Consider the following 12,148-nt stretch of genomic DNA (forward strand, 5'->3'; position numbering starts at 1 on the left):
CACTGTTCCTGCCGACAGCGTGCGCGGACGTGCAGCCCCGGGCGCCTGCGCTGCACCTCCGCGCACGCTGTCGCTCAGTTCTCGTCCAGCCAGTGCCACGCCTCGGAGCCGAGGACGCCGGCCGCGAGGCCGAGCGCCAGGCCGACGACCAGCCAGGTGGTCCGTTCGGTCACGGGCGCCCGTCAGCCGAGGGGCCGGCGCATGAGCACCCGGGGGAAGCCGCCGGCGACGGCGTCGGTGTCGGCGGCCTTCGTGAAGCCGGCCGCCTCGAACAGCCTGCGGGTGCCGACGAAGGCCATCGTCGTGTCGACCTTCCGATCGCCGCTGTCGGCCGGGTAGCCCTCGACCGCGGGTGCGCCCTGTGATGCCGCGTAGTCGACGGCGCCGCGCAGCAGCGCGTGGGCGATGCCCTGCCCGCGGTGGCCCGGGCGCACGCGGACGCACCACAGCGACCACACCGGCAGGTCGTCGACGTGCGGGATGAGTCGGGAGCGCTGGAACGGCAGCTCGGACCGGGGTGCGACGGCGGCCCAGCCGACCACCTCGCCGCCGTCGTAGGCGAGCACGCCGGGCGCGACCGGGCGGGTGGTCAGCTCGCGGACGTACTCGCGGCGGGCGGGCCCGACGAGCTCGCGGTTCGTGCGCGAGTCGACCCGGTGGCTGAGGCACCAGCAGACGTTGGAGCCCGGGCTCTTCGGCCCCAGCATCGTGGCGACGTCGTCGAACCGTTCGGCCGTCGCCGGCAGCACCTCGATGCCCACCGCGCCACGCTAGCGGCCGGCGTCGGGTGACCGGGTCCTGCGGAGGGTGAGTGTCAGGTCCTCCTCCCACTCGCCCCCGTCGCGGGAGTAGGCGCCGCGCAGCGTGAGCTCGTCGCCGGTGAGGGAGCCGGTCGTCCGCTGCGCGAAGGCGGGGTCGTCGAGCCGGAGGTGCCACTCGTGCTCGTCGGCGTCGACGGCGTAGCGCCGGTGGACGCCGCGGGCGTCGAAGTAGTGCATGGCCAGCCGCCCGTCCACGACGCCGATGACGGCCAGGGCGTCGGGGACCTGCGGGTGCTCGGAGGAGGAGCGTCAGGTGAGGAAGTGCCCGCCGTCCAGCCACGCGAACTCGGCGCGGCCGCGGACGACCTCGCCGGGCAGCAGGGGATGGGTGCCCTCGGTCGTCCAGGTCCCGGTGAGCGCCCGCAGGCGCTGCAGCCGCTGCTCCGGCGTCGCCTCGTGCATGCCGCCTCCTCCCGCTCAGCGTCCCGGCGCGACGCCCGCCAGGAAGCGCTCGACGATCGCCGTCCACCGCGCGCGGGCGGCGTCGTTGTCCTCGAGCGTCGCCAGTCCCATCTGGGTGGCCACGAGCGACGCCGTCCCGTTCCTCTTCGGCTCGCTGGTGACGACGACCGACGAGCCGTCGACGGCCCGCGTCCGCCAGGTGATGCGCCGGTCGGTGCCGCTGACCTTGAGGTCGCCGCCCGCGACGATCTCCTGCACCGCCGCGTCGGCGTCGGCGAAGGCGCGCCAGCGCTCCATGAGGTCGGCCATGGGCAGCGGCGTCGCGCGGCTGACGCTGGTCTGGAAGGTGCCGTCGGAGCGCTGCCCCGGCACCCGCCGGCCGATGTGGTGCTCGTAGGCGACGGTCACGGACTGCGTCCACCAGCCGCGCTGCACGAACCCGTCGCCGAGCTCCTCGTAGACCCGCAGCGCGATGGCCCCGTGGTCGAGGCCGGGCGCGCCGATGCCGTCCATGAACGCCAGCCACTCGCTCCAGGTGCGCCCGGTGGTCCGCTCGATCGGCCCGATGCGGGGGTTGACCGCCATGCCGGCGATCCTGCCGGACGTCGCGGTGCGCGCCGCATGTCGACGTGCTGCCGTCTCGCGGGCACCGGGACGACGACAGGCCGACGACGGGCGCGTCGCGTCGGAGGGGGCGTCAGGCGGCGACCGGGCCGCCGCCGAGGCCGACCTCGTTGCCGTCGGGGTCGCGGTAGGTCACCTTCCGCACGCCGTTGTCGTAGGTCTCGCGCAGCGCCGGCTCGAGACCGCGGTCGGTGATCGCGGCCACCCGCTCGTCGAGGTCGTCGACGAACAGCGTGACCATCGAGTGGCCGGCGTCCTCGGGCTTCAGTTCCACGTAGACGTGGCGGTGTTCGGCCACCTCCCACACCGCCTCGACGTCGTTGGGCAGGAACGAGGGTTCCGCGCCGAACAGCCGCCCGTACCAGTCGAGGGCGCGCGGCAGGTCGCTCACGGGGACGCCCGCGAAGAGCTCGACGGTCATGCCGGGACGCTAGGCGACCGCGGGCCCCGTCGGGCGGTGGTGGCGCAGGATGGGCGGCATGCCGCGGCTGCTCGTCGTCCACCACACGCCCTCGCCGAACCTGCAGGCCGTGCTGGAGGCGGCCCGGGAGGGCGCGGCGATGGTCGAGGAGGCCGAGCTCGTCGAGCGCCCCGCGCTGTCGGCCGGGCCCGCCGACCTGCTCGCCGCCGATGGCGTGCTGCTCGGCACCCCGGCCAACATCGGCTACATGAGCGGCGCGCTCAAGCACTTCTTCGACACCGTCTACTACCCGTGCCTCGACGCCACCGTCGGCCTGCCCTTCGGCGTCTGGGTGCACGGCGGCGACGACACCGCCGGCGCGCTCAGGGCCATCACCACGATCACCGGCGCGCTGCGGTGGAAGCAGGTCGCCGCGCCGCTGAGCCTCACTGGAGCCCCGTCGAAGGACGACCTGGAGGCGGTCCGCGAGCTCGCCGCCACCGTGGCGGTGAGCCTGGAGGACCGCTGAGTCCTAGCCTGCGACGGTGAGCACCCGTCTCGTCGTCATCGGGGGCGACGCCGCCGGCGGCAGCGCCGCCTCCCAGGCCAAGAAGCGCCGGCCCGACCTCGACGTCGTCCTGTTCGAGCGCGGCCGCGCCACCTCCTACTCCGCCTGCGGGATCCCGTACTGGATCTCCGGCACCGTCGACAGCGAGGCGCAGCTGATCGCGCGCACGCCCGAGCAGCACCGCGCCGCCGGCCTCGACGTCCGCATGCGCACCGAGGTCGTCGGCATCGACACCGACAAGGGCGTCGTGCACTGGCGCGAGCTCGACGGCGGCGCCGAGGGCACCGAGCCCTACGACGACCTCGTCCACGCCACCGGCAGCGTGCCGATGCGCCCGCCGGTCGAGGGCATCGACGCGAAGGGCGTCTACGGCGTCCAGGTGCTCGACGACGGCGTCGCGCTGCGCGCCGAGCTGGACAGCGGGCGGGTGCAGCGGGTGGTCGTCGTCGGCGGCGGCTACATCGGCCTGGAGATCGCCGAGGCCTGCCGGGTGCGCGGCCTCGACGTCACCGTGGTCGACCGGTCGCCGCAGCCGGTGGGCACCTTCGACCCCGACATCGGCCGGTTCATCGCCGACGCCGTCCGCGGCGAGGGCATCGAGCTCGTCCTCGGCGACGGCGTCTCCGGCATCGACGTCGGCCCCGACGGGCGGGCGCGGGCGGTGGTGACGGCGAGCGGCCGGGAGCTGCCCGCCGACCTCGTCGTCCTCGGGCTCGGCGTGCGGCCCAACGTGCGGCTGGCGGAGGAGGCGGGCATCCCGCTCGGCACCTCCGGCGGCATCGCCGTCGACCAGCGCATGCGCACCCAGGTGCCCGGCGTCTGGGCGGCCGGCGACTGCGTCGAGTCGGTGCACCGGCTCTCGCGGCAGCGGGTCGTCGTCGCGCTGGGCACACACGCCAACAAGCAGGGCCGGGTGGCCGGCATCAACATCGGCGGCGGCTACGCCACGTTCCCCGGCGTCATCGGGACGGCGGTCACCAAGATCTGCGCCGTCGAGGCCGCCCGCACCGGGCTGGCCGAGGCGGAGGCCGAGCTGGCCGGCTACTCGTTCGTCACGGCCGCCGTCGACTCGACCACCACCGCCGGGTACATGCCGAACGCGGCGCCGATCCGGGTCAAGATGATCGCCGAGCGGCGCAGCGGGCGGCTGCTCGGCGCCCAGGTGGTCGGGCAGAACGGCGCGGCCAAGCGCATCGACGCCCTGGCCATCTGCATCTGGAACGAGATGACCGTCGACGAGGTGCTCTCCCTCGACCTGTCCTACGCGCCGCCGTTCGCGCCGGTGTGGGACCCGGTCCTCATCGCCGCGCGCAAGGCGTTCGAGGCGGTGGAGGCCGACACCCGCGGCTGACCCGGACGCGCCCGTCTCCCTTGACCGCGGGGTCCGACGCGCGGACCGTCCGGGTCCCGGGCGGGCACCCGGCCTGCCTCCGTCCCGGGGGAGGGACGTCATGCTGCACCTGCTGCCGGAGTTCGAGTACCACGCGGACCTGGAGCCCATGACGATCGGACCCGGACCGTTCGGGAACCGCCTGGTGGGGACGGTCACGGGCGGCGACGTCCGCGGTGAGCGGTTGAAGGGACGGCTGGTCGGCGCGGGTGCTGACTGGCTGCTGGTCGGCGACGACGGATTCGGCCGCCTCGACGTCCGGGCCAACATGGAGACCGTGGACGGCGCCCACCTGTACTTCCAGTACTTGGGCCTGCTGGAACTCACACCGGCGGTCCTCGCCGTGATGGCGGGCGGTGGTGAGCCGACTGCCTTCGAGGACCACTACTTCATCACCACCCCGCGCCTGGAGACCGGTGACGAGCGGTACGCCTGGGTCAACCAAGCGGTTTTCGTGGCCGAAGGCCGGGTGCTCCCCGGGCCGGCGGTCGAGTACCGGGTCCACCGCGTGGTCCAGGGCTGATCCATCTCAGCGAGGCAGGGCGGCGGCGATCCGCTCGACGAGGGCGGTGAGCACCGGCTCGGGCGTCGCCAGGTTCACCCGGACGGCGCCCGACCCGGCCTGCCCGCAGCGGCCGCCGTCGACCACGGCCACCCCGGCCCGGTCCAGCAGCAGGTCGCCGGCCCCGGGTACCCCGAGCTCCAGCCAGGCGAGGTACGTGCCCTCCGGCGGGCGGTGCCGGGCGTGCGGGAGCGACGCGGCCACCAGGTCCGCGAACAGCCGGCGGTGCCGGTCGAGGACGGCGATCGTGTCGTCGAGCCAGCCGACGCCGTCGCGGTAGGCGGCGGTGTTGGCGACGGCGCCCGGCGTCGAGCAGCCGTGCTCCACCGGGTACCCGACCTCGGCCCACAACCGCGCGTCCGCCTCGTTCGACAGCACCAGCTGCGCGCACTTGAGCCCGGCGAGGTCCCACGCCTTCGACGCGCTGGTGGCGGTGAACGCCTGCGCGGCCGTGGTCTCCGACAGCGACGCGTAGGGCACGTGCCGGTGCCCCGGGAAGACCAGCGGCGCGTGCACCTCGTCGGCGAACACGCGGCCGCCGTGCCGGTCGACCACCTCGGCGATCGCCAGCATCTCCGCCGGCTCCAGCACCCGGCCGACCGGGTTGTGCGGGTTGCACAGCACCAGCAGGTGCCCTCCGGCGCGGAAGGCGGCGTCGAGCGCGTCCAGGTCGTAGACGAACCGGTCGCCGTCGCGGGCCATGGGTACCTCGAGCACCTCGCGGCCCAGCGCCGGCGGCACCTCCAGGAAGGGCATGTAGGCCGGCGTCGGTAGCACCACCGGCGACCCGGCCGGCGTCAGGTGGGTGATCGCCGCCGACAGCGCCGCCAGCACGTCGGGCAGCGGCCGCACCCGCTCCGGAGGCACCGCCCAGCCGTGCCGGTCGGCCAGGAACCCTGCGGTGGCCCGCGCCATGTCGTCGGCCAGCCAGTCGGGCAGGTAGCCGAACAGCCCGCGGTCGACGGCGTCGCGCAGCGCCTCGGTCACCGCGGGCGCCGTCCCGAGGTCGGACTCGGCCACCCACGCGCCGAGCGCCTCCGGGTAGCGGGTCCACTTCAGGCTGCCGCGCCCGCGCAGGCGCTCGACCAGGGCGTCGTCCAGGGCGTCGTAGGGGGCGTCGTCCACCCGGTGATCGTGCCCCGGCTCAGCGCTCCATGCTCGGGTCGCGCGCCAGGTGCGGGTCCGGGGGTCCGGTCGGGTCCTCGGCCAGCCAGCGCGCGGTGCCCCCGGGGTCGCGGTCGGCGAAGGCGTCGAGGAGTGCCTCGCGGAGGCGGACCTCGCGCAGGCCCGCCGGGGCGCCGTCGTCGAGCCGGTCCTGCACGGCGTGCCACTCGGCCAGCAGCCGGGCGGTCGGTGCCGCGGCCAGCGCCCGCCGCAGCGCCGCCTCGCCGGTGGGCAACCCGTCGCGCCCGGACTCCTCTCCGGCCAGCCAGCCGCTGAAGACCGCCGTCCCGAGCACCAGCAGGAGCAGGGTCAGCAGGCCGCCGACCTCGCGCAGCGCCGCGGCTCCGGCGACGACCGCCGGGCCGAGCCCCGCGAGCGCCGCGCCGGTCACGGGGTGCGGCAGCTCCGGCAGCACGTCGCCGCACGCCCGGTGCAGCCAGACCAGGACCAGGCCGCCCATCGCGCCGAGTACCGCACCCCAGCCGAGCACCGGCAGGCCCCCGGCGAGGGCTCCGGCGGCGACGAGCGGCACGCAGGCGACGACGGCGGCGGCGCGGGCGGTCCCGCGCAGCAGCCGTTCAGGGGTCGGACGGGACACGGGGGACCTCCTCGTCGGCGGCGTCCCCTCCGACCTTCCCGCGCCGGCGGGCCTCCTCCCACCGGGGGAGCCATCCGTCACGGGATCGTCACGTGCCCCGTCCGCGGCGGGCCGGCCTGGCAGGGTGCGGGGCGTGGAGCTGCTGGTCGTGGTCAACCGGGGCGCCGGGAGCGCCGGCGAAGAACGGCTCGCCCGCGCGCTGGAGGTGCTGCGCCGCGGGGCCGGCGTGGAGGTCGCCGTCACCGGCAGCCCCGGCGAGCTCGACGACGTGGTCGCCGCCCGGGGCGCCCGCCGGCTGGTGGTGGCCGGCGGTGACGGGTCGGTGTCGGCCGTCGTCGCCGCGCTCGACCGGGCCGGGGACCTCGGCGACCCGCTCGGCATCGTCCCGCTGGGCACCGGCAACGACCTGGCCGGGGCCCTCGGCCTGCCCGACGACCCGGGCGCGGCCGCGCGCGTGGTCCTCGAGGGCACCCCGCGCCGCCTCGACCTGCTCCGGGACGACGCCGGCGGCGTGGTGGTCAACGCCGTGCACGCGGGCATCGGCGTGCGGGCCGCCGGCGAGGCCGCGCGGCTCAAGGACCGCCTCGGCGCGCTGGCGTACCCCGTCGGTGCGGCGCTGGCCGGCACGGGCCCGGGGGAGGCGCTGCGGGTCGCCGTGGACGGCGCCGTGGTCTCCGTGCCCGACGGCCGCGCCGCCGACGGGGACACCCCGCTGCTCATGGTCGGCGTCTGCAACGGCCCGACGATCGGCGGCGGCACCGCGCTCGCGCCCGGCGCCGACCCGGGCGACGGCCTGGCCGACGTCGTCGTCAGCGCCGCCACCGGCCCGGCCGCCCGGGTGGCGTTCGCCGCCGCGCTGCTGGCCGGCCGGCACGGCGACCGCGACGACGTCGTGGTCGTGCGCGGGCGGGAGGTCACGCTGTCGGGCGGCCCGGTGGGTCTCGACGCCGACGGCGACCTGCTCGATCCGGTGCCGTCCCGCACCTGGCGGGTGCAGCCCGGCGCCTGGTCCGTCCCGCTGCCGGTCCCGCTGCCGGGGTCAGCCGGCCGGTGACCAGCCGAGCAGCGGGCCCAGCCGCTGCACCATGTCGGCGAGCACCTGCTCGTAGTCGGCCTCGCCGAAGCTGAAGGGCAGCGCGAAGACCACCTCGGTCAACTCGCGGAACCCGGCGTGCGCGTACAGCGCCTCGGCGATCTGTTCGGACGTGCCCAGCAGGTCGGGGGCGAAGAGCATCCCGGCCGGGCCCTGCGGGCTGCGGGTGCGCGGCGTGCGGGCCTCGACGTAGGCGGTGTACCGCGCGCGCTGCTCGTCGGTGGCGGAGTCGGTGGGGATCACCACCAGGCCCTGCGACACCCGGCCGGTGCCGCCGGCCTCGCGGTAGGCGCGGACCTGCGCGGCCTGGACCTCGGCGAAGTCCGTCGAGCCGCCCTCGGCCCGGGTGACGCTGCTGGTCAGCAGGTTCATCCCGGCCTGCCCGGCCCACTGCGCCGAGCGGGTGCTGCCGCCGCCGTACCAGAGCCGGCCGCGCAGGCCGGGGGAGTGCGGCTGGACGCGGTCCGACCACTCCTCGACGACGCCCTCGCGGCCGGCGAACGACGCCGCGGGTTCGCCAGCGACCAGCCGCAGCAGCCGCTCGACGCGGCCGTAGGTGAAGTCCTCGACGTCGGCGGTGTCGGGGTAGAGCGCGCCCTTCACGTCGTCCCAGTGCATCGGCGGGCCCACGCTGACGCCGGGGTTCAGCCGCCCGCCGGAGAGGACGTCGACGGTGGCGAGGTCCTCGGCCAGCCGCAGCGGGTTCTCCCACGCCAGCGGCGTGACCGCGGTGCCGAGCGCGATGCGGGAGGTGCGCTGGCTCAGCGCCGCCAGGACGGCGACCGGCGAGGAGATGCCGTACTGCAGGTGCCGGTGCCGCAGCCAGGCACTGTCGAAGCCGAGCCGCTCGCCGAGCTCGACCATCCGCAGCGTCGCCTCGTGCCCGGCGGCCGGGTCGGCCGGGTCGAACGTGCCGAGGGTCAGGAAGCCGAGGTGCTCGAGCGGGGTGCCGGGGGCGGGCATGGCGCCGATCCTGCCCGCCCCCGGCGTGTCCTCAGACGGCGGGCTTGTCGCGATCGGTCACCCAGTCGCGGAAGAGGTCGTCGAGCTGCTGCCCGCTGACCTCCTCGGCGAGGGCCAGCAGGTCGGCGGTGGTCACGTTGCCGTTCGCGTTGTCCCGGACCCAGGTCCGCAGCAGCTCGCCGAAGGCCGCGTCGCCGATGGTCCGCTGCAGGGCGACGAGGAACGCCGCGCCGCGGTCGTACACGGCCTCGGCGAAGAGGTTCTCCGCGCCCGGGTCGGTGAGCGACACGGTCCAGAACTCGTCGCCCGCCGGGATGGCCGCGACCCGGGCGTACTGCTGGGCCAGGTAGCCCGCCCTGCGGCTCTCGCTCCACCGCCACTGCAGGTAGGTGGCGAAGCCCTCGTTGAGCCAGATGTCGGCCCACGTCGTCGGGCTGACGCTGTTGCCGACCCACTGGTGGGCCAGCTCGTGCGCCACGGTGGTCTGGCCCGCCACGCCGGAGTACACCGGCCGGGTCTGGGTCTCCAGCGCGTACCCGACGCTGTCCTCGTCGACGATCGCGCCGAACGAGCTGAACGGGTACTCGCCGAGCAGGCCCTCGAAGAAGGCGATCATCTGCGGCTGCAGCGCCAGGCTGGCCGCGGTGGTGGCCGCCCGGGAGGGGCTCAGGCCCGTCTCGACGTAGTTCAGGATCGGCAGCCCGTCCGGCCCGGTCTGCGTGGTCGCGGCGTAGTCGCCGATCGACGCCGTCGCCAGGTAGCTGGCCATCGGGTCGTCGGCCGACCAGGTCCACGTCGTGCGCCCGCCGCTGGTGACCGGGGCACCGACCGGCTCGCCGTTGGCGATCGCCGTCTTGCCCTCGGGCACGGTGATCCGGAAGTCGTAGGTGGCCTTGTCGGTGGGGATGTCGTTGACCGGGAACCAGGTCGGGGCGCCCTCGGCCTCGTTCGCCACCAGGACGCCGTCGGCGAAGGTCACCCAGCCGTACTGGGCGCCGGTGTTGTCCAGCGGCTGCCCCGGGTAGCCGCTGTAGACGACGGTGACCCGGTGGTCCGTGCCGGCCTTGAGCTTCGGCGCGACGGTGACCACCAGCTCGCCGCCGCGGCCGTCGGGGCCCGGGGGGAGTTGGGTGAAGCGGGCCGGCTTGCCGTCGACCAGGACCGACGACGCCGTGAGCCCGCGCAGGTCGAGCGAGAAGCTCGCCAGGTCCTGGGTGGCCCGGAGGCTGACGACGGCGGTGCCGTCGAGGCGGCCGTCGGCGTACCAGGACAGGCCGAGGTCGTAGTGCTGGACGTCGTAGCCGCCGTTGCCGGCGGCGGGGAAGTACGGGTCGCCGCCGGAGGTGCTGCCCTCGGTGTAGCGCGGCGTGCCGGGCGCGCCGGGCGCCGCGGAGGCGGGGCCGGCGACGGCGACGAGGGAGGCGGCCGCGACGAGCGCGGCGGCGGTGCGGACGGTCGGACGGATGCGCATGCAGGTCCTCTCCGAGGGCCCCGGGCGGGCCGGATCGGGCCACCGTAGGAGGCGCACGTTCCCGTCTCGTTCCCGGGAGGTGTCCCGCAACATCCTCCGATTCGTTGCGCCCGCGTGACCTGCGCCACTACGGTCGCGCGGCATGACGGCGGCAGCGGACGCGGGGACGCGCCTGCGCCGGGCGCTGTCCGGCACCGGCGACGACGAGGGCCCCGTGCGCGCCTTCCGGCTGGCGCGCCGCACCTTCCTGTCCGGCGAGCGGGTGGACATGGGCCCGCTGGCCGCCGAGCTCGGCGTCGACCGCGCGACGCTGTTCCGCTGGGTCGGCAACCGCGACCAGCTCCTCACCGAGGTCATCTGGTCGCTGTTCCTGCCCACCTGGCGCCGCGCGCTCGACGACGCCACGGGCACCGGGGGCCCGCGGGTGGTCGACGCGCTCACCCGCTTCACCCGCGACGTCTGCGCCTCCGCGCCCTTCCGCGCGCACCTGCGCCGCGAGCCCGAGCGGGCGCTGCGCCTGCTCACCACTCGCTCGGCCGACTACCAGGTGCGGGTCACCGGCGCCTTCGCCGCGCTGCTCCAGGACAGCGGCGCCGCCCTGCCCCTGCCGGTCCCCGACACCGCCTACGTGCTCACCCGCGTCGCCGAGTCGTTCATCTACGCCGACCTCATCGCCGGCGCCGAGCCCGACGCCGCCAAGGCCGCCGTCGTCTACGCCGCGCTGCTGCGCTGCCCGGCCCCGCACCCCGGAGAACCGCACCCCGGAGAACCGCCCACCGGAGAACCGCCCACCCAGGAGGAACCGTGACGCTCACCCCGGACCGCACGTCCGCCCCGCTGCCCGGCCGCCTCGGCGACCCCGCCGCCGAGTACCGCACCGACGACCGCGCCGACCGGCGCCTGCGCGAGACGCTCGCCCGCTACGGCCTCGACGCGCAGGCCGCGCCGCCGCCGTTCGGCCCGGAGGCCCCGCTGGAGGACAAGCTGGCGTTCGTCCGCGGCGCCCACGACGGCTTCGAGGGGCTCTACGCCGCGGTCGCCGCGGAGGAGACCCACCGCGACGACGTCACGCGCACCGTGCACGCGGCGCCCGGCCGCGACGGGCACGACGTCCCGCTGTACGTCTTCCGGCCGGCCGGCGTCGAGGGCCCCCTCCCCGGCGTGGTCTACATCCACGGCGGCGGCATGACGATCCTCGACTGCGACAACCGGCTGCACACCCGCTGGTGCGAGGACCTCGCCGCCGAGGGGCTGGTCGTCGTCGCCGTCGACTTCCGCAATGCGGTCACCGCCACCGGCCACGCGCCGTTCCCGGCCGGCCTGCACGACTGCGCCGACGCGCTCACCTGGCTCGACGCGCACCGGGACGAGCTCGGCGCGACCTCGCTGGTGCTGCAGGGGGAGTCGGGCGGGGCGAACCTCTGCCTGGCCTCGGCGCTGCTGGCCAAGCGGGAGGGCCGGCTGGACGCGATCGCCGGCGTCTACGCGATGGTCCCCTACATCTCCGGCGCCTACGGCTGGGACGACGACGCCAAGCGCGCCGAGTTGCCCTCGCTGGTGGAGAACGAGGGCTGGTTCCTCAACACGCTGATGATGGCCATGCTGGTCTCCACCTACGACCCGTCCGGCGAGCACGCCCGCGACCCGCTGGCCTGGCCGTGGTTCGCCACCGTCGAGGACCTCACCGGCATGCCCCCGCACGTGGTGTCGGTCAACGAGCTCGACCCGCTGCGCGACGAGGGCATCGCCTACTACCGCAAGCTGCAGGCCGCCGGGGTGCGCGCGGTGGGCCGGGTGGACCTGGGGCTGACCCACGGCGCCGACTCGATCTTCAAGACCGCCGTGCGCGACGTGTACGACGCCACGGTCGCCGACATCGCCCGGTTCGCCCGCAGCGTGGCGCCCGCCTGAGCCGGGTCGCTGCTCGCCGTCAGCGCACGCGGACGGCGAGCATCGACACCGGCCAGGCCGACCGCGACGCGCACCTGCGCTCGCCGGACTTCCTCGACGTCGAGCGGTGGCCGGAGATCGTGTTCGCCTCCACCGAGGTCGAACAGCTCGACGACGAGGTCTACGAGGTCACCGGTGACCT

The 12,148-nt window shown here is 75.7% G+C and carries 16 protein-coding genes; 7 read left to right on the plus strand and 9 right to left on the minus strand.

Annotated elements, in window-relative coordinates:
- Positions 1–182: 182 nt before the first annotated feature.
- The 5 genes from ACI78R_RS09320 to ACI78R_RS09340 form a co-directional block, all read right to left on the minus strand.
- Positions 183–761: an N-acetyltransferase family protein gene (locus ACI78R_RS09320; protein WP_457040490.1), complete on the minus strand. Its 579-nt coding sequence runs from the start codon at positions 759–761 to the stop codon at positions 183–185.
- Between the two features lie 9 nt (positions 762–770).
- On the minus strand, positions 771–1,016 hold the full coding sequence (locus ACI78R_RS09325; RefSeq protein ID WP_457040491.1) for a hypothetical protein: 246 nt from the start codon (positions 1,014–1,016) through the stop codon (positions 771–773).
- Positions 1,017–1,070: 54 nt separating this feature from the next.
- A complete protein-coding gene (locus ACI78R_RS09330; RefSeq protein WP_457040492.1) occupies positions 1,071–1,223 on the minus strand; it encodes a hypothetical protein in 153 nt (50 codons plus the stop codon).
- A gap of 15 nt (positions 1,224–1,238) precedes the next feature.
- Positions 1,239–1,808, minus strand: a complete 570-nt coding sequence (locus ACI78R_RS09335) for a hypothetical protein (RefSeq protein WP_457040493.1) — start codon at positions 1,806–1,808, stop codon at positions 1,239–1,241.
- Positions 1,809–1,920: 112 nt separating this feature from the next.
- Positions 1,921–2,268: a VOC family protein gene (locus tag ACI78R_RS09340; RefSeq protein ID WP_073420068.1), complete on the minus strand. Its 348-nt coding sequence runs from the start codon at positions 2,266–2,268 to the stop codon at positions 1,921–1,923.
- A gap of 58 nt (positions 2,269–2,326) precedes the next feature.
- Here ACI78R_RS09340 and ACI78R_RS09345 point away from each other — a divergent pair, with 58 nt between their 5' ends.
- From ACI78R_RS09345 to ACI78R_RS09355, 3 genes are all read left to right on the plus strand, one after another.
- Positions 2,327–2,776, plus strand: a complete 450-nt coding sequence (locus tag ACI78R_RS09345) for a flavodoxin family protein (RefSeq protein WP_073420709.1) — start codon at positions 2,327–2,329, stop codon at positions 2,774–2,776.
- Between the two features lie 16 nt (positions 2,777–2,792).
- On the plus strand, positions 2,793–4,166 hold the full coding sequence (locus ACI78R_RS09350; protein WP_457040494.1) for an FAD-dependent oxidoreductase: 1,374 nt from the start codon (positions 2,793–2,795) through the stop codon (positions 4,164–4,166).
- A 100-nt stretch (positions 4,167–4,266) separates the two neighbouring features.
- On the plus strand, positions 4,267–4,728 hold the full coding sequence (locus ACI78R_RS09355) for a DUF3237 domain-containing protein (protein WP_457040495.1): 462 nt from the start codon (positions 4,267–4,269) through the stop codon (positions 4,726–4,728).
- 6 nt (positions 4,729–4,734) lie between these two features.
- Here ACI78R_RS09355 and ACI78R_RS09360 read toward each other — a convergent pair whose 3' ends face one another.
- Together ACI78R_RS09360 and ACI78R_RS09365 are read right to left on the minus strand one after the other, a co-directional pair.
- A complete protein-coding gene (locus ACI78R_RS09360) occupies positions 4,735–5,892 on the minus strand; it encodes a MalY/PatB family protein (RefSeq protein WP_457040496.1) in 1,158 nt (385 codons plus the stop codon).
- A gap of 19 nt (positions 5,893–5,911) precedes the next feature.
- Positions 5,912–6,529: a hypothetical protein gene (locus tag ACI78R_RS09365; protein ID WP_457040497.1), complete on the minus strand. Its 618-nt coding sequence runs from the start codon at positions 6,527–6,529 to the stop codon at positions 5,912–5,914.
- A gap of 133 nt (positions 6,530–6,662) precedes the next feature.
- On the opposite strand from ACI78R_RS09365, the gene ACI78R_RS09370 reads away from it, so the two are divergent.
- On the plus strand, positions 6,663–7,583 hold the full coding sequence (locus tag ACI78R_RS09370; protein WP_457040498.1) for a diacylglycerol/lipid kinase family protein: 921 nt from the start codon (positions 6,663–6,665) through the stop codon (positions 7,581–7,583).
- Here ACI78R_RS09370 and ACI78R_RS09375 read toward each other — a convergent pair.
- Together ACI78R_RS09375 and ACI78R_RS09380 are read right to left on the minus strand one after the other, a co-directional pair.
- The gene (locus tag ACI78R_RS09375) at positions 7,569–8,585 is read right to left on the minus strand and encodes an LLM class flavin-dependent oxidoreductase (RefSeq protein ID WP_457040499.1); all 1,017 of its coding nucleotides are present in this window, start codon (positions 8,583–8,585) and stop codon (positions 7,569–7,571) included. The two genes, ACI78R_RS09370 and ACI78R_RS09375, sit on opposite strands and share 15 nt — an antisense overlap.
- A 31-nt stretch (positions 8,586–8,616) precedes the next feature.
- Positions 8,617–10,056: a M1 family metallopeptidase gene (locus tag ACI78R_RS09380; RefSeq protein WP_457040500.1), complete on the minus strand. Its 1,440-nt coding sequence runs from the start codon at positions 10,054–10,056 to the stop codon at positions 8,617–8,619.
- A gap of 142 nt (positions 10,057–10,198) precedes the next feature.
- Between ACI78R_RS09380 and ACI78R_RS09385 the strand changes: the two genes are divergently transcribed.
- The 3 genes from ACI78R_RS09385 to ACI78R_RS09395 form a co-directional block, all read left to right on the plus strand.
- On the plus strand, positions 10,199–10,864 hold the full coding sequence (locus ACI78R_RS09385) for a QsdR family transcriptional regulator (RefSeq protein ID WP_457040501.1): 666 nt from the start codon (positions 10,199–10,201) through the stop codon (positions 10,862–10,864).
- Entirely contained in the window at positions 10,861–11,967 is a 1,107-nt protein-coding gene (locus tag ACI78R_RS09390) for an alpha/beta hydrolase fold domain-containing protein (protein WP_083628534.1), read from the plus strand. The genes ACI78R_RS09385 and ACI78R_RS09390 overlap by 4 nt, the downstream gene beginning before the upstream one ends.
- A 41-nt stretch (positions 11,968–12,008) precedes the next feature.
- Positions 12,009–12,148: YceI family protein (locus tag ACI78R_RS09395; protein WP_457040504.1), on the plus strand; the 140-nt coding region annotated here is incomplete at its 3' end.

The organism is Geodermatophilus sp. SYSU D01106 (genome assembly GCF_054049995.1).